Source organism: Bordetella petrii, from assembly GCF_017356245.1.
Classification (GTDB): Bacteria; Pseudomonadota; Gammaproteobacteria; order Burkholderiales; family Burkholderiaceae_B; genus Bordetella_A; species Bordetella_A petrii_D.
This window is the reverse complement of the sequence record NZ_JAFMZZ010000001.1, coordinates 3,390,922-3,412,724: the sequence shown is the minus strand read 5'-3', so window position 1 is coordinate 3,412,724 and position 21,803 is coordinate 3,390,922. Positions and strand designations below refer to the sequence as shown.

Sequence of the window (21,803 nt, the reverse complement as noted above, 5' to 3'; positions counted from 1 at the left end):
AGAAGATTGTCGCACGAGAGCAGGGGCGCGTCGGCATCTGTCACGGCCCGCTCGGCAACACCCGGATCCCCGTCCTGTCCACAAATTCCCCATACCCGATCGGCGCCCCCGCCCTGGCATTGCCGCTATTCGCCTGCCAATGCACCCACGACCTTTTGGTCGTCGCGTCATAAACCACTTTGTACACGTAGGCGGGCACCGCCACGCCAGCCCCAATCGTCTTCGGCCGTTCGCCATATACCGGCCCGGTGAACACATACACATCCCCCGCGGCCCGCATTACATATTTCCGCGTATCCTGCTCGATGCGGCTCCAGGGCCCGGCATTCTGGCTCTGATCCTGCGGCACCATGTTGGCCAGGGAAAAGCTCTGCGCCATGGCTTCGGGCGTGGACATGTCCGCCGCCGGCGCCATATGCCCGCGCGAATAGCCCGACCCCTGGTAATCGTCCAGTTCGGCGCGTTTCGCGCGCGGGATTCTGGCTTCGGCATAGAACCTGTCGGTGCGCTGCAGCCCCTGGGCCTGGATCAGCATCTTGCGGTTCAGGCGTTCTGCCACGAATACCGGCGTCTTGGTTTGCCCGTTATGCAGCACGGCGAAGTTGGAAAAGCACACTTCGCGCAGTTTCGGGGCGGCGGGCACGGCGGGCGGATGTCCACCCGGAAAGAACTGGGGGCAGGCCGCGAAGCGGGTCTGGATGCTTGCTCCGGTGGGCACGGCTACCGGGGCGGCTTGTTCGCGCGGCGGCCATTGCAGCCGCGCAAGAACACTTTCTACCGAGACGGGAATCCGCCATTGCGGATTCAGCATGTAGGTGGCGGCGCCGAAGCTGGCCAGGGATGAAACCACGAATGCCCGCAGGAACCGTGTCAGGCTGTGGGCCGGCTGGCTGCGGCTTCTTGCCGCGGGTTTTCTTTTTCGGGAAACGGGTTTCTTCGCGCGTGTCATGCTACCTGTGGGCTGCTGATCGGCTGCGTTTTCAGGCAGCCGATATGGCCAGGCATTGTAGATGACGCGAAAGCTCAGTCCTTCAAGACGGCAATATCGCTGCTGACGCCGTCAATGCGCACAAACTGGTCCAGGGTGCGTTCGCGGTCGATGCCCAGGGGCTTCAGCTTGCCGGCCAGCGCCTTGCTGTTGCGGGCCAGCGTGTCGTCGTCGGGCAGGGCGCCGTTTACGGCGATGATGACCCGGTTGCCTTCCTTCAGGTTGAAGAATGCGCCGAACACGGCCGCATAGGTGGCGGATTCGCGCTGGTATAGCTGGCTGTTGGTGAAGGTGTTGGCCACCACGATGCCGTTTGGCGCCAGTATTCCTTTGACGTGCTGCAGGAATTCCAGCGTCATCAGGTGTTCGGGGATGTAGTCCACGTCGAAGGCGTCCAGCATCACCATGTCGTATTGCCGGCCTTCGCGGTGTGCGCGTTCGATGTAGGCGCGGCCGTCTTCGATGAACAGCCGCTGCCTGGGCCCGGGCTGGTAGCCGAAGTAGGCCTGCGCCACCTTGCCTACCGCGGGGTCGATTTCGACGGTGTCGATGGTGGCGTCGGGCAGCAGCCTGGCCAGGGTGTTCTGCAGGGTGGCGCCGCCCAGGCCGACGATCAGAATGGTTTCAGGGGCGGGCCTGGCGTACAGCGAGCCGATCATCATGCGGGTGTAGGAAAACACCAGTTCACCGGGGTGATCCAGGCTCATGCAGGTCTGGCGGCCGAAGTCGACCATGCTGTTGAAGTTCATGCAGCGCTCGCCGTTTTCTTCGAAGACCAGGACCTTGCCGAATTGCGAAGGCTCGCTGTGCAGCAGCTGGGGGGCGGCGTGGGCGGCGGGGTGCAGCAGGGCGGCGCAGGCCAGGAGCAGGGCGAGAAGCTGGCGGATGCGGGACATGGAAGGCGTGCCGGATGGGGATGGCACATCATATCCTGCGGAGGTTGTTGCGGGTTTCGGTGTCTGACACCCTGCGGGAGTCAGACACCTGGGTATGGGCTGTGGTGTCTGACTCCCGCAGGGTGTCAGACACCGGTGTCATCGCTCGAATGCCGCTCAAACCACCTTTTTCTGTTTCAGCGCCTGGATGTCTTGCTGCCCATAGCCCAGCAGCTGCCCCAATACATAATCGGTGCTGTCGCCCACGGCGGGCGGAGGCAGTTGGTATTTGACCGGGGTGCCGCACAGGCGCAGCGGGCTGGCAATGGTGGATACGATGCCGCCGTCGGGCTTGGGCATGTCCACGCGCAAGCCGCGGTACTGCACTTGCGGGTCCTGGAAGACCTGTTCGTAGTTGTTGATGCGCCCGCAGGGCACGTCCGCGGCTTCCAGGCGGGCGATCCATTCTTCGGCGCCGCGCGTCAGCATGGTGCGAGCCAGTTCGGGCACCAGTTCATTGCGGCCGACGATGCGGCCCTTGACCTTGGCCCAGCGGGCGTCGGCCGCCAGGTCGGGGCGCTGAATGGCGTCGCAGTAGCGCTGCCACTGCACGTCGTTGCCCACGGCGACGACGATTTCGCCGTCGGCCACGGTGAACACTTGGTAGGGCACCAGGCTGGCGTGCGCGTTGCCGTAGCGGTGCGGGATCTTGCCGTTGGCGAAGTAGCCGGTGATCTGGTTGCCGCCCAGGGCCACAATGCAGTCCAGCAGGGCCATGTCGATGTATTGGCCCCGGCCGGATTCGCCGCGGTGGTTCAGGGCGGCCAGGATGGCGATGGTGGCGTACATGCCGGTCATGACGTCGGCGATGGCGATGCCGGTTTTCTGCGGGCCCCCGCCAGGCAGGCTGTCGTGCTCGCCGGTAATGCTCATCAGGCCGCCGATGGCCTGGAAGACGAAATCGTAGCCGGGCTTGCGGGCGCTGGGCCCGCTTTGCCCGTAGCCGGTAATAGAGCAATACACCAGCCCCGGGTTCACGGCGCGCAGGCTGTCGTAGTCCAGCCCGTAGCGCTTCAGGTCGCCGATTTTGTAGTTTTCCACCACCACGTCGCTGCGGGCCGCCAGTTCGCGCACCAGGCGCTGGCCGTCGGGGCTGGCGATGTCGATGGTGACCGACTTCTTGCCGCGGTTGGCGGCGGCGTAATAGGTAGAGTCGGCGGCGTCGTGGCCGTGCGCGTCCCGGGTCCAGGGCGGGCCCCAGGCGCGGGTGTCGTCGCCGCTGCCGGGGCGTTCGACCTTGATGACTTCGGCGCCCAGGTCGGCCAGGTTCTGGGTGCACCAGGGCCCGGCCAGGATGCGCGACAGGTCCAGCACCCTGATGTGCGACAGGGCGCCGGGGGTGGCGGCGGTTGCTGCGTCCGGCATGTTGCGGCGTTCCTTTACTGGATGCTGATGTGGGCGTCGGCGATGACCTTGGCCCATTTGTCGATTTCGGTGTTCACGAAGCTGGCGAACTCGGGCTGGCTCATGGTGCCGGGCTCGGCGCCCTGCTTGGCGAATTGCTGCTTGATCTGCGGGCTTTGCAGCGCGGCCAGCACGGCGGTGGAAATTTGCTTCGACAGTGCGGGCGGCATGTTGCCGGGCGCGTACAGGCCGAACCAGGCCATGGCTTCGAAGCCCTTGACGCCGGCTTCGTCCAGGGTGGGCACGTCGGGCAGGGCCGCCGAGCGCTTCAGCGAGGTAACGCCCAGGGCGCGTAGCTTGCCGGCCTGGATGTGCTGCAGCACGCCGGGCACGGAATCGAACATGACCGGGATCTGCCCGCCCAGCAGGTCGTTCAGGGCCGGCGCCGCGCCCTTGTATGGGATGTGGACCATGTCGATGCCGGCCATGGACTTGAACAGCTCGCCCGACAAGTGGTTGGCGCCGCCTGTGCCGGACGAGCCGAAGTTCACCTTGCCCGGGTGGGCCTTGGCATAGGCGATCAGTTGCTGCACGTTCTGGGCGGGAAATGAGGGGTTCACGACCAGCACGTTGGGCACCGCGGCCACTTCGGCAATGGGGGTGAAGTCTTTGCGGGTGTCGTAGCGCAGGTTCTTGTACAGGCTGGGGTTGATGACGTGGTGCGTGGCGGTCAGCATCAGCGTGTAGCCGTCGGGCTCGCTGCGGGCCAGTTGTTCGGAAAAGATGGTGCCGCTGGCGCCGGGCTTGTTTTCCACGACGACGGTCTGCTTCCACTGCTGGCCGAGTTCGTTGGCCAGCAGGCGCGCCAGGATGTCGGTGGTGCCGCCGGGCGGGAAGGGCACGACCAGGGTGACGCTGCGGGCGGGGTAGGCGGGCTGGGCCTGGCTGGCGGACGGCGCCAGCAGGGTGGCCAGGGCCAGGGTGGCGGCCGCGGCCGCCTGGGTCCATGCTTTCATGNCTTACCTTGTACATGCAGGGTCCTGGCCCTAGGCTACCGTTCAGTGTTCAGCTGGCTTACAGGGGGCGGTTCCGGGGCTTCATCTGCGGAGCAAAGTCCACGCTTTCGGTGCCAGAACAAGCTCACCGGAACCGCTGTGGTGATAGCTAATCACCACAAGTGCCAAGATACAAGGTGTCAGACACCGTTGTGTAGCATGCCTGCACCAATCGTACGGTGTCTGACACCTGCGGAGTCAGACACCTGGCAAGCCTGGCAACAGCAGCGCTTCGGAGGAGGCTTCAGGCCAGCAGCGCCGCGTAGCCCGCGCGCGCGTCGGGCCATTGCAGCGCCAGGCCGCTGGCGCGCAGGCGCGCGTTGCTGAGTTTCTTGCTGCCCACGGCGGCCGGCGCCGGCCCTTCGGCGGGCTCGGGCGCGCCCGCCAGGCGGGCCAGGTGGGCATACAGTTCGTGCAGCGGCAGCGGCGTGTCGTCGCAGCCGATATAGACGGCTTCGGGGTGCGGATGCGCCAGCAGATGGGCCGCGGCCGCGGCCGCATCGTCGATGTGGATGCGGTTGGCCCAGTGCGGCGGATGGCGCGGCGCGCGGGCCGTGCCGGCGCGCAGGCGCTCGATCAGTTGCAGCCGGCCCGGGCCATACAGCCCGGCCAGGCGCAGGCTGACCGAAGGCAGCCCCTGGCCGGCCAGCCAGTTTTCGGTATCGAGCAGGACGCGGCCGTTGAAGCCGGCGGGAGCGGGCGGGGTGGTTTCGTCGACCCAGCCGCCATGGTTGTCGCCATACACCGCCGACGAGGACACGAACAGCACGCGCCGCAGGGCGCGCGTGTCCAGCGCCGCCAGCAGCGCGGGCAGGCCGGCGCGGAACACGGCCTGGTAGACGGCCGGATCGCGCGCGCCGGGGGCGGGCAAATAGGCCAGGTGGGTGATGCCGGCGGGCAGGCCGGCCAGGGTGGCGGGCTGGGTCAGGTCGGCGCGCAGCCAGTGGATGCCGCCGTGGCCGGCGGCGGGCGGCTGGCGCCGCAGCGCCCAGACTTCGGCGCCGCGCGCCTGCAGGCGCTGCGCCAGGCGCAGGCCCAGGTCGCCGCAGCCGGCCAGCAGGACGCGCTGGGCCATGCCGGCCTACATGCCGCTGTAGACGGGGCCTTCGCCGCCCTGCGGGGCCACCCACACGATGTTCTGGGTGGGGTCTTTGATGTCGCAGGTTTTGCAGTGCACGCAGTTCTGCGCATTGATCTGCAGGCGGTCGTCGCCGTGGTCGTCTTTGACGAACTCATACACGCCGGCCGGACAGTAGCGAGCCTCGGGGCCGCCATACTTGGCCAGGTTCACCGCCACCGGCACGGTGGGGTCTTTGAGGGTGAGATGGACCGGCTCGTTTTCGTCGTGGTTGGTGTTCGAGATGAACACCGAGCTGAGCCTGTCGAAGGTCAGCTTGCCATCGGGCTTCGGGTAGTCGATGCGCGCGCATTCCGAGGCCGGCTGCAGGCAGGCGTGGTCGGGCTTGGTGCGATGGAGCGTCCAGGGGATATTGCCCTTGAGCACCAGCTGTTCGATGCCGGTCATCAGGGTGGCGATGGTCTGGCCTTTCTTGAACCACTGCTTGAAATTGCGCGCCTTGTTCAGCTCGGTGCGCAGCCACGATGCCTCGAACGCGGCCGGGTAGGCCGAGAGTTCGTCTTGCCGGCGGTCGGCCGCCACGGCGTCGAACGCGGCCTCGGCGGCCAGCATGCCGGTCTTGATGGCGGCATGGCTGCCCTTGATGCGCGACGCGTTCAGGAAGCCGGCTTCGCAGCCGACCAGCGCGCCGCCCGGGAAGGTGAGCTTGGGCAGCGACAGCAGCCCGCCGGCCGTGATGGCGCGCGCGCCGTAGGCAATGCGCTTGCCGCCCTCGAAGATGCCGCGGATGGCCGGATGGGTTTTGTAGCGCTGGAATTCTTCGAACGGCGAGAGCCAGGGGTTGGCGTAGTCCAGGCCCACCACCATGCCGACCGCCACCAGGTTGTTGTCCAGGTGGTACAGGAACGAGCCGCCATAGGTGTCGGCATCGAGCGGCCAGCCGGCCGTATGCATGACCAGGCCGGGCCGGGCCTGGGCCGGATCGACTTCCCACATTTCTTTCAGGCCGATGCCATAGGCCTGGGGATCGCGGCCGTCGTCGAGCTTGTAGCGTTCGATGAGCTGGCGGCCCAGCTGCCCGCGCGAGCCTTCGGCGAAGATCGTGTAGCGTGCCAGCAGTTCCATGCCGGGCTGGTAGTGGTCGGTGTGCGAGCCGTCGCGCGCCACGCCCATATCGCCGGTGGCCACGCCGCGCACGGCGCCGTTGTCGTCGTACAGCACTTCGGCCGCGGCAAAGCCGGGGAAGATCTCGACGCCGGCCGCCTCGGCCTGCTCGCCCATCCATTTCACCACGTCGCCCAGGCGCACGATGTAGTTGCCGTGGTTCTGGAAACAGGCCGGCAGCATCCAGTTGGGCGTCTTGCGCGCGCCCGTGCGGGTCAGGAACAGGAATTGGTCCTGGGTGACCGGCACGTTCAGCGGCGCGCCCTTGTCTTTCCAGTCGGGGATGAGCTCGGTGAGCGCCAGCGGGTCCATGACTGCGCCGGACAGGATGTGGGCGCCGAGTTCGGCGCCTTTTTCGAGCACGCACACGCTCAGTTCGCGGTTTTGCTCGGTGGCCAGCTGCTTCAGGCGCAACGCGGCGGCCAGGCCGGCCGGCCCGCCGCCGACAACCACCACGTCATATTCCATTGACTCGCGTTCGGACATTACACCTATCCCCTCTAGTGCCTTCTGGTGATGCAAGGAAGTATTATCGGCGATTGTATTGCAGCCGGCCGGCTCGTGCCCCGGCGCCCCGTTCACTGTCAGGAGCTCCCGTTGACCTGGGATCAGAAACCCGTCCGCGTTCTCGAAGTCGGCGATTGGCATCAGGCCGACGTGCCCATGCGCTGGGGCGATGCCGACGCCTTCAACCATATGAACAACACCGTGTACTTCCGCATGATGGAAGAGGCCCGCATACAGATGCTGCGCGGCCCGGACTGGTCGCCGCCGCCGGGGCAGGGCTTCATCCTGGCGCACGCCTCGTGCGACTTCCTGCGGTCGTTCATCTATCCGGCCGACGTGCGGGTCACGCACCGGGTCACCCGGATCGGCCGCTCCAGCCTGGAAACCGAAGTGCTGCTCGACAAGGTGGGCGACGATTCCGGCCCGTATGCGCGCGGGCGCACCGTGCTGGTCTGGATGGATTACGCGGCCAACCGCTCGCAGCCCTGGCCGCCCGGCGTACTCGAACAACTGGGGCGGCAGTGCGTGTCCGCCGCGCAAGCCGTTAAAATCGGCTCAAATTAAATAAAAACGAACGGGGCGCGCCACCCGCATGCAGCCGCGCCTATCCAAATTCGAACCTTAGGAGCTGGACAGATGGACAAAGTTTATGCAAGCGCCGCCGAGGCGCTGGCAGGCATCGTCGAAGACGGCCAGATGATCGCCGTGGGCGGTTTCGGCCTTTGCGGCATCCCCGAGGCGCTGATCGCCGCCCTGCGCGATTCCGGCGTCAAGAACCTGACATGCATCAGCAACAACGCGGGGGTGGATGGCTTCGGGTTGGGCCAGTTGCTCAATACCCGCCAGATCCGCAAGATGATCGCCTCGTACGTGGGCGAAAACAAAGAGTTCGAACGGCAATACCTGGCCGGCGAACTCGAGCTCGAATTCACGCCGCAGGGCACGCTGGCGGAAAAGCTGCGCGCCGGCGGGGCGGGCATCCCGGCGTTCTTCACGCGCACCGGCGTGGGCACTATCGTGGCCGACGGCAAAGAGCTGCGCGAATTCGACGGCCATCAGTACGTCATGGAACGTTCGCTGGTGCCCGACGTGTCGCTGGTCAAGGCGTATATCGCCGATCGCAGCGGCAATCTGGTGTTCCGCAAGACCGCGCGCAATTTCAATCCCAACGTGGCCATGGCCGGCAAGATCACCGTGGTGGAAGTCGAGAAAATCGTCGACACGGGGTCGCTCGATCCCGACCAGATCCACCTGCCCGGTATCTACGCGCACCGCATCGTGCTGAACGCACAGCCGGAAAAGCGCATCGAACAACGCACCACCCGCCCGGCCTAAGGAGAACACGACATGGCATGGTCCCGCGATGAAATGGCCGCGCGCGCCGCGCGCGAGCTGCAAGACGGCTTCTACGTGAACCTGGGCATCGGCTTGCCCACCCTGGTGGCCAACCACGTGCCCGCCGGTATCGAAGTGTGGCTGCAATCCGAAAACGGCCTGCTGGGCATCGGCCCGTTCCCCACCGAAGACCAGGTCGACGCCGACCTGATCAACGCCGGCAAGCAGACGGTTACCACGCTGCCCGGTTCGTCCATCTTTTCTTCGGCCGATTCGTTCGCGATGATCCGGGGCGGCAAGATCAACCTGGCGATCCTGGGCGCCATGCAGGTGTCCGAAACCGGCGACCTGGCCAACTGGATGATCCCCGGCAAGATGATCAAGGGCATGGGCGGCGCCATGGACCTGGTGGCGGGCGTGGGCAAGGTGGTGGTGCTGATGGAGCACGTGGCCAAGAAGAAAGACGGCACCGAAGACATCAAGCTGCTGCCGCAGTGCACGCTGCCCCTGACCGGCGTGGGCGTGGTCGACCTGATCATCACCGACCTGGGCGTGCTGGAAGTCGCCGAAGGCGGCCTGAAGCTGCGCGAACTGGCTCCCGGCGTCACGGTCGATGAAATCAAGGCCAAGACCCAGGCCAGGCTGGATGTCTCCGGCGTGTAGCCGCGGGCCTGCGTCGGCACAAGAAACCCTGCTTCGGCAGGGTTTTTTCATGGCCCGGCGCGGCGAGGGTAATCCCGGAGTATGAAAATCAATTTTCTTATCTAAAATTACTGTGTAAACAAATTTACATTCGTGCCGGACCACCGGCCTTGCAGCAGCCCATCCACCCATGACCCAGGCCAGTCCGTCCGTCGCCGCCCGGATCGCCCGTGCGCAGCCCAGCCTCAGCCGCGCCCAGCACCGCATGGCGGAATATGTGCTGGCCCACCAGTTCCGCGTGGCCACCATGACCATCGACGAGTTCGCCGCCGCCGTGGGCGTGTCGGTGGCCTCGGCCAACCGCTTTGCCCGCGCGCTCGACCTGCCGGGCTACCCGCAGTTCCGCGCCGAACTGGCGCGCGGGTTCGAGTCGGCGCTCGAGCCGGTGGAAAAGCTGCGCGTCGAACTGGCGCATTCCGCCACGGCCGCGCAAGTCATGGCCGCCACGCTGGAAGAAGACATCCGCAACGCCCAGCGCACGCTGCAGGCCCTGGATGCCGATGCCTGCCAGCGGGCCGTCGACATCGTGCTGGCGGCCGAGCGGGTCTTCATCATCGGGTTCGGCGCCAGCGGCTTCCTGGCCGGGCTGCTGCAGCGCAGCCTGTGCATGCACCTGCACGCCTGCGATTCGCTGGCCGGCCCGGGCGGGGTGTCGCACGCGGCCCGCCAGCTGGCCCGCATGACCGAGCGCGACCTGATCATCGCCATCGGCTTTCCGCGCTACCTGGCCGACACGGTCACGCTGGGCCGGGCGGCGCAGCAGGCCGGTGTGCCCGTGCTGGTGCTGACCGACAAACCTACTTCGCCGCTGGCGCCCGTGGCTACGGTGGCGCTGTATGCCCACACGTCGCGCCAGCTGTCGTCCAACTCCGAGACGGCCGCCCTGGGGCTGGTGGAAGGGCTGGGAGCGGCGGTGGCCCATCGGGCCAAGAATTCAATCCAGGCCGCGGCCGGCGTGACCCAATCCGTCATGCCGTGGCTTTTCCATGGTGCAGGAGCAGGAAAAAGATGATTCAGCCGGTTATCGCCATCCACGGGGGCGCAGGCGCCATGTCGCGCGCCGCGATGTCCCCCGAGAAAGAGCAGGAATACCTGGCGACCCTGAACGGCATCCTGGCGGCCGGCCAGGCGGTGCTGGCTGCCGGCGGCAGCGCGCTGGACGCGGTGACCGAGGCGGTGCGCCGCCTGGAAGACTGCCCGCTGTTCAACGCCGGCCACGGCGCGGTGTTCACCAGCGCGGGCACGCACGAACTCGATGCGTCCATCATGGACGGCGCCACCCTGCGCTGCGGCGCCATCGCCAACGTGACCTGCGTGCGCAACCCGGTGCTGGCCGCGCGCGCCGTCATGGAACACAGCAAGCACGTATTTTTCGTGGGCCCGGGCGCCGAGGATTTCGCCCGCGCGCAAGGCCTGGAACTGGTCGACCCGTCGTACTTCTCGACCGACGCGCGGCGCGAACAGCTGCTGCGCGTGCAGCGCGAGAACCCCGACGCCGCGGTGCTCGACCACGACGGCCAGGCCCTGGTGGCGCGCGGCCAGCCCGCGCCGGCCGATCCGCTGGATGCCGACAAGAAGTTCGGCACCGTGGGGGCGGTGGCGGTGGATGCGCAGGGCAACGTGGCGGCCGCCACGTCCACGGGCGGTATCACCAACAAGCAGGTCGGCCGCGTGGGCGATGCCCCGTTGATCGGCGCCGGGTGCTATGCCAGCAATCGCAGCTGCGCCGTATCCACCACCGGCACCGGTGAAATGTTCATCCGCGCGGTGGCTGCCTACGACGTGGCCGCGCAAATGGAATACGGCGGCGCCTCGCTGCAGGCGGCCGCCGACCGCGTGGTGTTCGACACCTTGCCCGCCATCCAGGGCAAGGGCGGCCTGATCGCCGTCGACACCCACGGCAATGTGGTCCTGCCGTTCAACACGGAAGGAATGTACCGAGGCCATGCCCGCGTGGGCGAGCCTCCCGTGGCGGCCATCTATCGATGAGCGCCGCGCCAATACGCTGCCCGCATGGCAGCCTGCAGGGGATGAAGCAATATGGTTGAGCGCGCAAGCAGCCTGGCGCTGCCAGACAATCGCGTCGTGCAGGTCGACGACCTGAGCGTGCGTTTCGCCACGTCGGAACGCACGGTGGATGCGGTGCGCAACCTGTCGTTCCACGTCGACCGGGGGGAAACGCTGGCCATCGTGGGCGAATCCGGTTCCGGCAAGTCGGTCACGTCGCTGGCGCTGATGCGGCTGGTGGAGCACGGCGGCGGCAAGATCGCCTCGGGCAGCATGCTGCTGCGCCGGCGCAACGGCGCCATCGTCGACCTGGCGCGCGCGCCGGGCGCCACGATGCGCGGCATCCGCGGCGCCGACATCGCCATGATCTTTCAAGAGCCCATGACTTCGCTGAACCCGGTGTTCACGGCCGGCGACCAGATCGCCGAATCGATCCGGGTGCACCAGGGCAAGGACGCCGCCAGCGCGCGCGCCGAGGCGCTGCGCATGCTGGACCGCGTGCGCATTCCCGAAGCGCGCCAGGTGCTGGACCGCTACCCGCACCAGTTGTCGGGCGGCATGCGCCAGCGGGTCATGATCGCCATGGCGCTGTCATGCAAGCCGCAGCTGCTGATCGCCGACGAGCCCACCACGGCGCTGGACGTGACCATCCAGGCGCAGNGCCCCGCCTGACGAGGTAGGCGAAGGGAAGTCTGGCCGCGCCCGCGGCCAGACCGGCCGACAGGGCCCGCCACGCCAAGGCCCACAGGCCCCGGCCCGGCGCGGCACAAGAACACATTCCCTTTTGCCCGCCAGGCAGCAAATTACAGATCCAGCAACAAACGCTGCGGATCTTCCAGCGCATCCTTCATGGCCACCAGCCCCAGCACGGCTTCGCGGCCGTCGATGATGCGATGGTCGTACGACAGCGCCAGGTAGTTCATCGGACGGATGACGATCTGGCCCTTTTCGACCACCGCCCGGTCCTTCGTGGCGTGCACGCCCAGAATGGCCGACTGCGGCGGGTTGATGATGGGCGTGGACAGCATCGAACCGAACACGCCGCCATTGGAAATCGAGAACGTGCCGCCCGTCATTTCTTCAATGCCCAGCTTGCCATCGGCCGCGCGCTTGCCGAAATCGGCAATGGTCTTCTCGATCTCGGCGATCGACAGCTGGTCGGCATTGCGCAGAATCGGCACCACCAGGCCGCGCGGGCTGCCCACCGCGATGCCGATGTCGAAATAGCCGTGGTAGATGATGTCCTTGCCGTCGATCGAAGCGTTGATCAGCGGGAACTTCTTCAGCGCGGCAACCGCGGCCTTCACGAAGAAAGACATGAAGCCCAGCTTGATGCCGTGCTCTTTCTCGAACTTCTCTTTGTACTTGTTGCGCAGGTCGATGACGGCCTGCATGTTGACCTCGTTGAACGTGGTCAGGATGGCGTTTTCCTGCTGCGACTGCAGCAGGCGCTCGGCGATGCGGGCGCGCAGGCGGCTCATGGGCACGCGCTGCTCGGGGCGGCCGTCCAGCGACAGCGTGGCGGGCGCGGCCGGGGCGGCGGCAACCTTGGCCGGCGCGGCGCTGGCCGCTTGCGCATCGGCCTTGGTAACGCGGCCGTCACGGCCCGTGCCCGCCACCGAAGCGGCGTCCACGCCCTTTTCCGACAGGATCTTCGAGGCGGCCGGCGAAGCCACGCCCGCCGAAGCCGTCGAGGCCGGCGCCGGCGCGGCGGCGGCCTTTTCGGCGGCCTGCTCGGCCTTGGGCGCCTCGGCCGGCGCGGCGGCCGCGGCAGCCTTGGCGGCCGTGTCGATCTTGGCGATCAGTTGCCCCGAAGTGACCGTGCTGCCGTCGCCTTCGACGATATCGGCCAGCACGCCCGAAGCGGGCGCCGGCACTTCCAGCACGACCTTGTCGGTTTCGATTTCGATCAGGATTTCATCGGCCTCGACCGCGGCGCCCTTCTGCTTCTTCCAGGTGAGCAGGGTCGCTTCCGACACGGATTCGGACAATTGGGGAACAACGACGTCAGTAATAGCCATGGTAATGGGTTCCGTTGAATAGGGGTTCGATGTCGGCGGCGGACCTTACTTGGTCAGCATGAAGCCTTTGTACTTGGCGGCGAAAGCCTGTTCGATCAGGGCCTTTTGTTGCTCTTGGTGCTTGGCCAGATAGCCGACCGCAGGCGACGCGGAAGCCGGGCGGCCGGCATAGCCGAGCTTCTGGCCGTCGGCCATGTTCTCGTACAAGTGATGCTGGACATAGAACCACGGACCCTGGTTTTGCGGTTCGTCTTGCACCCAGATGACCTCGGTCGCCTGGCCGTACTTGCGCAGCTCGGTTTCGAACGACTTGTGGGCAAACGGGTACAGCTGCTCGACGCGGACGATGGCCACGTGGTTGGCTTCGCGCTCGCGGCGCGCATGGACCAGGTCGTAGTAGACCTTGCCCGAGCAGGCCAGCACGCGCTTGACCTTGGCGGGATCGATGGTTTCGTCGAGCTCGCCGATCACCGGGCGGAAGCTGCCGCCGGCCAGTTCGGTCAGGGGCGAACCGGCATCTTTATTGCGCAGCAGCGACTTCGGCGTGAAGATCACCAGCGGCTTGCGGAACGGCCGGATCATCTGGCGGCGCAGCAGATGGAAAATCTGCGAGGCCGTGGTGGGCTGCACCACCTGGATGTTGTTGTCGGCGCACAGCTGCAGGAAGCGCTCGATGCGGCCCGACGAGTGTTCCGGGCCCTGCCCTTCGTAGCCGTGCGGCAGCATCAGCGTCAGGCCCGACTGGCGGCCCCACTTGGCCTCGCCCGAGCTGATGAACTGGTCGATGACCACTTGCGCGCCGTTGACGAAGTCGCCGAACTGCGCTTCCCAGATGGTCAGCGTGTTGGGTTCGGCGCTGGAATAACCGTATTCGAAGCCCAGCACCGCCTCTTCGGACAGCACCGAGTCGATCACGGTAAACGGCGCCTGGCCGTCGGACACGTTCTGCAGCGGCACGTAGGTGCCGTCGTTCCAGCGTTCGCGGTTCTGGTCGTGCAGCACGGCATGGCGGTGCGTGAACGTGCCGCGGCCGGAGTCCTGGCCGGTGATGCGCACCGCGTAGCCCGAGGCCACCAGGGTGGCGAAAGCCAGGTGTTCGCCCATGCCCCAGTCAAGGTTCAGTTCGCCCTTGGCCATGTTGCGGCGGTCGTTCAGCAGCTTGTTCACCAGCGGGTGCACGGTAAAGCCTTCGGGCACCGTGGTGATGCGTTCGCCGATGCGCTTGAGCTCGGCCAGCGGCACCGCGGTGTCGGCCTGGTCGGTCCATTTGGCGCCCATGAAGGACGACCAGTCGATGGCGTACTTGCTCTTGTAGTCGGTGAGCACCGGCTCGATGGTGCGCTGGCCGTCTTCCATCAGCTGGCGGTAGTCTTTCACCAGTTGGTCGCCTTCGCCCTCGGCCAGCACGCCCTGCGTGGTGAGCTTGTCGGCGTACAGCTTGCGCGTGCCGGGATGGTGGCCGATGCTCTTGTACATGAGCGGCTGGGTCAGCGACGGGGTGTCCTGCTCGTTGTGGCCCAGCTTGCGGAAGCAGACGATGTCCAGCACCACGTCGTGGCTGAACTGCATGCGGTAGTCGAGCGCCAGCTTGGTGGCGAACACCACGGCTTCCGGGTCGTCGCCGTTGACGTGGAACACCGGGGCTTCGATCATCTTGACCACGTCGGTGCAATACAGCGTGGAACGCGAATCGCGCGGGTCGGACGTGGTGAAGCCGATCTGGTTGTTGATGACGATGTGCAGCGTGCCGCCCGTGCCGTAGCCGCGGGTTTGCGCCAGGTTCAGGGTTTCCATGACCACGCCCTGGCCGGCGAAGGCCGCGTCGCCGTGCACCAGCACCGGCAGCACCTGCTTGCCTTCCTGGTCGCCGCGGCGTTCCTGGCGGGCGCGGACGCTGCCCTCGACCACCGGGTTGACGATTTCCAGGTGCGACGGGTTGAAGGCCAGCGACAAGTGCACCGGGCCGCCGCGCGTGGAAAGGTCGCTGGAGAAGCCGTTGTGGTATTTCACGTCGCCGTCGGTCAGGCCTTCGGCGTGCTTGCCTTCGAACTCGGCGAACAGGTCGCCGGGCATCTTGCCCATGATGTTCACGAGCAGGTTCAGGCGGCCGCGGTGGGCCATGCCGACCACGATTTCCTGGACGCCGGACTCACCGGCGTGGTTCACCACTTCGTCCATCGAGGCGATGAAGCTTTCGCCGCCTTCCAGCGAAAAGCGCTTCTGGCCCACGTACTTGGTGTGCAGGAAGCGCTCGAGGCCTTCGGATTCGGTCAGCTGCTGCAGGATGTGGCGCTTTTCCTCGACGCTGTAGGTGGCGGCGCCGAAGCTCTTTTCCAGGCGCTCCTGGATCCAGCGCTTGGCGGCCGGATCGGAAATATGGGTGAACTCGGCACCGATGCTGCGGCAATAGGTGTCGCGCAGCGCCTTCAGGATGTCGCGCAGCGTCATGGTGCTGGCGGTCGTGAAGTAGGTGTTGGTGGCCGAGTAGGTCTGGTCCAGGTCGGCTTCGGTCAGGCCGTAGAACGAGGGATCCAGTTCGGGAATGGGCGGGCGTTCGCGGCGCTTGAGCGGATCGAGGTCGGCCCAGCGCGAACCCAGCGAGCGGTAGGCGGCGATCAGCGACTGCACCGACACCTGCTTGCTGGCCATCGACAGGTCGGGCTGGCCCGACGACTGCTGCACGAAGCCATTGGTGCGGGCGCGCTGCGCGAACGACTGGACGATGGGCGCGTGCGCCTGGTCGCGGGTGGATTCCTGGCCGTCGGTGGCGGGCGCGTGCTGCAGCTGGTCGAAGTATTCGCGCCAGTTGTCGGGCACCGAGCCGGGATTGTCGAGATAGGACTCGTACAGTTCTTCGACGTAAGGGGCGTTGCCGCCGAACAAATACGAATTGGAAAGGGATTCTGATTCGGAAGACATATATTGCTTCACCTTGACGAGTGCTTCACTCGATACGATGCAGGAAAACCTTCCGCGACACGGGCTTCCCGTTTAGCGGATAGCAGGGGCAGAAGGCGCGTACAAGCCTTGAAAGCCGTATGGCCTGAAAGTATAACCCTTACGATTTGCGCCTGTCTTGTCGCCGCGCCGCGGCCGGCCCTACTCCAGGGCATGGCGCCATTCCATGGCAGCATGGCCGGCGCAACATCCGCCATGATGCCCGCTACGAGCCGCCATTGCACGGCATCGGCGCGGCCGGCGGCGCGCCGCCCTGTGACGCGAAAACCACGAACCGCCGTGCAGGCCGGTTCGCCGGCCGCTTTCAATGTGGCCAGGCCCTAGGCGCGCGCCGGGGCGGCGGCCAGGGTGCGGCGGTAGAACAGCACGGCCACCAGCGCGAATACCGCCAGCCCCAGCCACGAAGCGGCGTTGGCGAAGCTTTCGCCCGCCAGGGCCAGCGGCGCCTCTTCGCCCGTGGCGCCGATAATGGCCGCCATCAGCACGCCCACCAGGCTCTCGCCCACGATCAGGCCCGAGGCCAGCAGGGTGCCGCGCCGGTTGGGCAGTTCGGCATGCGTCTCGTAAGGCTGGCCGGCGCGGCGGGCCCGCCGGCGCAGCGCGCGTTCGAGCAGCCAGGCCAGCACCGCCCCCACCACCAGCGGCGCGCTGACCGTGGGCGGCAGGTAAATGCCGATGCCCACCGCCAGTACCGGCATGCGGGCGACGGCGCAAGTGCGCTTCAGCACCTGGTCGACCAGGATCAGCCCCAGCCCCACCGCCATGCCGATCAGGATCATGGCCCAGTTCAGCTGGTGGGTGAAAATGCCGCGCGCGATGGCCAGCATCAGCGTGGCCTGGGGCGCCGACAGGGCGGCGGCGGGATCCATGCCCGGGCGCGGCAGCGCGTCGGCAAAGCCGTAGGCGTTGTACAGCAGTTCGAGCACCGGCGAGATCACGGCCGCGCCCACCACGCAGCCGATCAGCAGCGCCACCTGCTGGCGCCAGGGGGTCGCCCCCACCAGCCAGCCGGTTTTCAGGTCTTGCAGGTTGTCGTTCGAGATCGAAGCCACCGCCACCACCGCCGAGGTGGTGAAGATGGCCAGGGCGATGGCCATCTGCACGCCGTCAGGGGTGCTCAGCAGCCCGCCGGCGCTTTCCAGCGCCAGCACCAGCAGCGACACCAGCACGATGGCCACGATGCCCACGCCCGAGATCGGGCTGGTGGACGAGCCCACCAGCCCGGCCATGTAGCCGCAGGCCGCCGCCACCAGGAAGCCGAAAATGAAGGCGAACGCCACGGAATAGGCCACCAGCATGGCCACGCTGCCGGCCGTGACGGGCTCGGCGCGCAGGAACACGGCAAAGGTGGCTACCAGGATGGCCACCAGCACCAGCGTCACCAGTGAAATCCAGCGCGCCGGCAGGTCTTGCTCGGTGCGCGGCGCGGCGCCCTGGGCGGCCCGGCCGGCCGGGGCGAACGCCGCGAACGAGGTCTTGATGCCGCGCACCATGGGCATGAACAGCGTGGCCAGTGTCCAGATGGCGCCCACGCCGATCACGCCGGCGCCGATGAAGCGCACCTGCGAACTCCACAGGCCGGTGGCGTAGTCGGCCACCGACTGGCCCGCCGGCATGGTGCCCAGCGAGGTCAGCACCGGCACGGCCACTCCCCAGGCGATCACCAGCCCGGTCAGCATGGCCAGGCCGGCCACGATGCCGATCAGGTAGCCGGCGCCCAGCAGCGCCAGCGAAAACCCCATGGGCAGGCGGAACACCGCCGCGCCGATCGTGGGCCACAGGCTGACCCCGTCGCCCAGGATGCGCAGGCCGTTGCCGGCGAAGCTGACGGCGGCGGCCACGCCCGCGCCGCTGATGATGTCGGCCATGCCGGTGGGCGCGGGTCTGGCTGGCGCGGCCGGCCCGGCCGGCTTGCCGGATTCGCCGCCGCCGCTGCCCACCCGCAGGATCTCGGCCGCCGCCACCCCTTCGGGATACGGCAGGTCGCTCTGCACCACCATGATGTGGCGCAGCGGAATGGTGAACATCACGCCCAGCATGCCGCCGGCCGCGCAGATGCCCAGCGTCTGCCAGAACGGAAAGCCCTGCCAGTGCCCCATCATGACCAGCGCCGGCAGAATGAAAATAATGGCCGACAAGGTGCCCGCGGCCGAGGCCTGCGTCTGCACCATGTTGTTTTCCAGGATGTTGGCGTTGCTGAACAGCCGCAGCACCGACATCGAGATCACCGCCGCCGGAATGGCCGACGAGAAGGTAAGCCCGACCTTCAGGCCCAGGAACACGTTCGACGCGGTGAACACCACCGTGATCAGGGCGCCGATGATTACCCCGCGCACGGTCAGCTCGGGCAGCGTGATCGAATCGGGAACGCGGGCGGGGTCGGTCATGGGGTAGCGGCTCCAGGCAGTCAATCCGCCGATTCTACGCCGCCCGTTTTGCCGGCGCCCTTCAGCCCAGCGGCAGCGCGGTCTGGTATTTGACCTGCTTCAGCGCGAACCCCGAACGGATGTTGCGCACCCCCGGGATGCGCGACAGGCGGCTGACGACGAAGCGCTCCAGGCCCTGCATGTCGGGCACGACCACGCGCAGCAGGTAATCGGAATCGCCGCTCATCAAATAGCACTCCATCACTTCCGGGCATTCGGCCATGGCGTTCTGGAAGCGCTCGAGTTCAGGTTCGACCTGCTTCTCCAGGCTGACCTGGATGAACACATTCAGGCTCAGGCCCAGCTGCAGCGGATCGGCCAGGGCAACGTAGCCGCGGATCACTCCGGCCGCCTCCAGCGCCTTGACCCGGGCCAGGCAGGGCGAGGGCGACAGATGCACGCGGCGCGCCAGTTCGACATTGGTCAGGCTGGAGTCGGTTTGCAGGATAGCCAGAATGCGGCGGTCGGTACTGTCGAGCGGAGCCGGCATATTCATCCACTGAAAATGACTATTGCGGCACATTATGCCGTTGATACGGCTTTCCTGGCGCATTTTCGATCACTCATGCCAGGACGAAAGCGATAGCATGGGCGCTTCACCGGAGACATTGCCGCCATGACCGACGCCGCGCCCCAGGACGCCGACCCCGCCGAAACCGCCGAATGGCGCGAAGCCCTGCAGTCCCTGGCGCAGGCGGCCGGCGTCCCGCGCGCGGCCTATGTGCTGGACCAGCTGCTGGCCCAGGCGGCCGCGCTGGGCGTGCGCGCGGCCGGCCAGACGCGCAGCGCCTACCTGAACACCATCCCGCTGCGCGACGAGCCGCCCTTCCCCGGCGACCTGGCCATCGAAGAGCGCATCGCCTCGATCAACCGCTGGAACGCCCTGGCCATGGTGGTGCGCGCCAACCAGGCGCACGGCGAGCTGGGCGGGCATATCGCCAGCTATGCCTCGGCCGCCGATCTGTTCGAAGTGGGCTTCAATCATTTTTTCCGCGCCCCGGGCAACGGCGCCGCCGGCGACCTGGTCTACCTGCAGCCGCACTCGGCGCCCGGCGTTTATGCGCGCGCCTATCTGGAAGGCTTCCTGGGCGAAGACGAACTGGCCCACTTCCGCCAGGAAATCGCCGCGCGCGCCGGCGGCCTGCGCGGCCTGTCGTCGTACCCGCACCCATGGCTGATGCCGGACTTCTGGCAGTTCCCCACCGGGTCGATGGGCATCGGGCCCATCAATGCCATCTACCAGGCCCGCTTCATGCGCTACCTGGAACATCGCTCGCTGGCGCAGCCTTCCGACCGCAAGGTCTGGGGCATTTTCGGCGACGGCGAAATGGACGAACCCGAATCCATTGCCGCCCTGACGCTGGCCGCGCGGGAAAAACTCGACAACCTGGTGTTCGTCGTGAACTGCAATCTGCAGCGGCTGGACGGACCGGTGCGCGGCAACGGCCGCATCATCGACGAGCTGGAAACCCTGTACGCGGGCGCCGGCTGGAACGTCATCAAGCTGGTCTGGGGCGGCGACTGGGACGCCCTGCTGGCGCGCGACACGGGCGGCGCGCTGGCGCGCGCCTTCGCGCATACCGTGGACGGCCAGTTCCAGACCTTCGCGGCCAACGATGGCGCCTACAACCGCGCCCACTTCTTCAACCAGAACCCCGAGCTGGCCACCCTGGTGGCCGACTGGTCGGACGAAGCCATCGACCGCCTGCGCCGCGGCGGGCACGACATCGTGAAGATCCATGCGGCCTACCACCGCGCCGTGCGCCACCGCGGCCAGCCCACGGTGATCCTGGCGCAGACCAAGAAGGGCTACGGCATGGGCGCGGCCGGCCAGGGCAAGATGACGACGCACCAGCAGAAAAAACTGGACGACGAGGCCCTGCTGGCGTTCCGCGACCGCTTCGCCCTGCCGATTTCCGATGCCGACTGCCTGGCCCTGAAGTTCTACAAGCCGGCCGCCGACAGCGCCGAGCTGCGCTACCTGCAGGCGCGCCGGGCGGCGCTGGGCGGCCACCTGCCGCGCCGCCGCACCCAGGCGCCGCGCCTGCCCGCGCCGCCGGCCGCGCAGTGGGCCCGCTTCGCGCTGCAGGCCGACGGCAAGGAAATGTCGTCCACCATGGCCATCGTGCGCATGCTGGGGGGCCTGCTCAAAGACGAAACGCTGGGCAGCCGCATCGTGCCCATCGTGGCCGACGAGGCGCGCACCTTCGGCATGGCCAACCTGTTCCGCCAGATCGGCATTTATTCCGCCCAGGGCCAGCTGTACGAACCCGAAGACATCGGCTCGGTGCTGTACTACCGCGAAGCGCTCGACGGGCAGATCCTGGAAGAAGGCATCACCGAAGCCGGCGCCATTTCATCATGGACCGCGGCCGGCACCAGCTATTCGGTGAACGGCCTGCCCATGCTGCCGTTCTATATCTACTACTCGATGTTCGGCTTCCAGCGCATCGGCGACCTGATCTGGGCCGCCGCCGACCAGCGCGCGCGCGGCTTTCTCATCGGCGCCACTTCGGGCCGCACCACGCTGGGCGGCGAAGGCCTGCAGCACCAAGACGGCTCCAGCCACCTGGCGGCCGCCGCCGTGCCCAATTGCCGCGCCTACGATCCGGCCCATGCCTACGAGGTGGCGGTAATCCTGGAATACGGCATGCAGCGCATGCTCGACGAGCAGTGCGACGAGTTCTATTACCTGACCGTCACCAACGAAAACCTGCCCCAGCCCAGCCTGCCCGCCGACGATGCCCGCCAGGGCATTCTGCGCGGCATGCACCGCGTGCGCGCCGCGCAAGGCGCGGCTCAGGTGCGGCTGCTGGGCGCCGGCCCCATGCTGGGCGAGGCCCTGCAGGCGGCCGAACACCTGCTGCGGCATGGCGTGCGGGCCGAGGTCTGGAGCGTGACCAGCTACTCGGAACTGTCCCGCGACGGCCGCGCCTGCGAGCGCGCGCGCACCCTGGGCCTGGACACGCCGCCGGCCTGGATCGAACAATGCCTGCCCGGCGACGCGCCGGTCGTGGCCGCCAGCGACTACGTGCGCGCCGTGCCCGAACAGATCCGCGCCTGGATCGCCGCCCCCTACCGCACCGTGGGCACCGACGGCTTCGGCCGCAGCGACACCCGGGCCCGGCTACGCGACTTCTTCGAAGTCGGCGCCGACTGGATCGCGCTGCAGGCCCTGGACCTGCTGGCCGCCCGAGACCCCGGCATCGCACCCGCGCGGCAGGCCCTGCGGGAAAAACTGGGCGCCGCCGAACGCGTGGATCCCCCCTGGCTGATCTGAGCG

General features: G+C 67.2%; 16 protein-coding genes and 1 pseudogene. 7 read left to right on the top strand and 10 right to left on the bottom strand.

Going from position 1 to position 21,803, the window contains the following annotated elements:
* Window positions 1-40: 40 nt before the first annotated feature.
* The 6 genes from J2P76_RS16340 to J2P76_RS16315 form a co-directional block, all read right to left on the bottom strand.
* Window positions 41-949 carry a DNA/RNA non-specific endonuclease gene (locus J2P76_RS16340; RefSeq protein ID WP_207408728.1) on the bottom strand — a complete coding sequence of 303 codons (909 nt, stop codon included), beginning with the start codon at window positions 947-949 and terminating at the stop codon, window positions 41-43.
* Between the two features lie 74 nt (window positions 950-1,023).
* Window positions 1,024-1,911 carry a spermidine synthase gene (locus tag J2P76_RS16335; RefSeq protein ID WP_347565326.1) on the bottom strand — a complete coding sequence of 296 codons (888 nt, stop codon included), beginning with the start codon at window positions 1,909-1,911 and terminating at the stop codon, window positions 1,024-1,026.
* Between the two features lie 129 nt (window positions 1,912-2,040).
* Window positions 2,041-3,288: a CaiB/BaiF CoA transferase family protein gene (locus J2P76_RS16330; RefSeq protein ID WP_207408727.1), complete on the bottom strand. Its 1,248-nt coding sequence runs from the start codon at window positions 3,286-3,288 to the stop codon at window positions 2,041-2,043.
* Window positions 3,289-3,302: 14 nt separating this feature from the next.
* Complete coding sequence (locus J2P76_RS16325) at window positions 3,303-4,283, bottom strand: tripartite tricarboxylate transporter substrate binding protein (protein ID WP_207408726.1); 981 nt, start codon at window positions 4,281-4,283, stop codon at window positions 3,303-3,305.
* 283 nt (window positions 4,284-4,566) lie between these two features.
* Entirely contained in the window at window positions 4,567-5,397 is an 831-nt protein-coding gene (locus J2P76_RS16320; RefSeq protein WP_207408725.1) for an NAD-dependent epimerase/dehydratase family protein, read from the bottom strand.
* Window positions 5,398-5,403: 6 nt separating this feature from the next.
* Window positions 5,404-7,050, bottom strand: a complete 1,647-nt coding sequence (locus J2P76_RS16315) for an electron transfer flavoprotein-ubiquinone oxidoreductase (RefSeq protein WP_207408724.1) — start codon at window positions 7,048-7,050, stop codon at window positions 5,404-5,406.
* A gap of 111 nt (window positions 7,051-7,161) precedes the next feature.
* On the opposite strand from J2P76_RS16315, the gene J2P76_RS16310 reads away from it, so the two are divergent.
* From J2P76_RS16310 to J2P76_RS16285, 6 genes and pseudogenes are all read left to right on the top strand, one after another.
* Window positions 7,162-7,635 carry an acyl-CoA thioesterase gene (locus J2P76_RS16310; RefSeq protein WP_242697392.1) on the top strand — a complete coding sequence of 158 codons (474 nt, stop codon included), beginning with the start codon at window positions 7,162-7,164 and terminating at the stop codon, window positions 7,633-7,635.
* Window positions 7,636-7,707: 72 nt separating this feature from the next.
* Window positions 7,708-8,406 carry a CoA transferase subunit A gene (locus tag J2P76_RS16305; protein WP_207408722.1) on the top strand — a complete coding sequence of 233 codons (699 nt, stop codon included), beginning with the start codon at window positions 7,708-7,710 and terminating at the stop codon, window positions 8,404-8,406.
* A gap of 12 nt (window positions 8,407-8,418) precedes the next feature.
* Window positions 8,419-9,069, top strand: coding sequence for a CoA transferase subunit B (locus tag J2P76_RS16300; RefSeq protein WP_207408721.1), 651 nt, complete (start codon window positions 8,419-8,421; stop codon window positions 9,067-9,069).
* A 169-nt stretch (window positions 9,070-9,238) separates the two neighbouring features.
* Window positions 9,239-10,120, top strand: a complete 882-nt coding sequence (locus tag J2P76_RS16295; RefSeq protein WP_207408720.1) for a MurR/RpiR family transcriptional regulator — start codon at window positions 9,239-9,241, stop codon at window positions 10,118-10,120.
* Window positions 10,117-11,097: an isoaspartyl peptidase/L-asparaginase family protein gene (locus tag J2P76_RS16290; RefSeq protein ID WP_207408719.1), complete on the top strand. Its 981-nt coding sequence runs from the start codon at window positions 10,117-10,119 to the stop codon at window positions 11,095-11,097. The genes J2P76_RS16295 and J2P76_RS16290 overlap by 4 nt, the downstream gene beginning before the upstream one ends.
* A 51-nt stretch (window positions 11,098-11,148) precedes the next feature.
* Window positions 11,149-11,775: pseudogene (locus tag J2P76_RS16285) on the top strand (ABC transporter ATP-binding protein); the annotation flags it as partial.
* Window positions 11,776-11,918: 143 nt separating this feature from the next.
* Here the strand turns inward: J2P76_RS16285 and odhB are convergent.
* The 4 genes from odhB to J2P76_RS16265 all read right to left on the bottom strand — a co-directional run bounded on the left by odhB (window position 11,919) and on the right by J2P76_RS16265 (window position 19,010).
* Entirely contained in the window at window positions 11,919-13,136 is a 1,218-nt protein-coding gene (gene odhB / locus J2P76_RS16280; RefSeq protein ID WP_207408718.1) for a 2-oxoglutarate dehydrogenase complex dihydrolipoyllysine-residue succinyltransferase, read from the bottom strand.
* Window positions 13,137-13,181: 45 nt separating this feature from the next.
* Window positions 13,182-16,055 (bottom strand): 2-oxoglutarate dehydrogenase E1 component, encoded by a 2,874-nt coding sequence (locus J2P76_RS16275; RefSeq protein ID WP_207408717.1) that lies wholly within the window; start codon window positions 16,053-16,055, stop codon window positions 13,182-13,184.
* Window positions 16,056-16,414: 359 nt separating this feature from the next.
* Entirely contained in the window at window positions 16,415-18,481 is a 2,067-nt protein-coding gene (locus J2P76_RS16270; protein ID WP_207408716.1) for an OPT family oligopeptide transporter, read from the bottom strand.
* Between the two features lie 61 nt (window positions 18,482-18,542).
* Window positions 18,543-19,010 (bottom strand): Lrp/AsnC family transcriptional regulator, encoded by a 468-nt coding sequence (locus J2P76_RS16265; RefSeq protein ID WP_242697391.1) that lies wholly within the window; start codon window positions 19,008-19,010, stop codon window positions 18,543-18,545.
* A gap of 126 nt (window positions 19,011-19,136) precedes the next feature.
* Between J2P76_RS16265 and mdeB the strand changes: the two genes are divergently transcribed.
* The gene (gene mdeB, locus J2P76_RS16260; RefSeq protein WP_207408714.1) at window positions 19,137-21,800 is read left to right on the top strand and encodes an alpha-ketoglutarate dehydrogenase; all 2,664 of its coding nucleotides are present in this window, start codon (window positions 19,137-19,139) and stop codon (window positions 21,798-21,800) included.
* The last annotated feature ends 3 nt before the right edge of the window (window positions 21,801-21,803 follow it).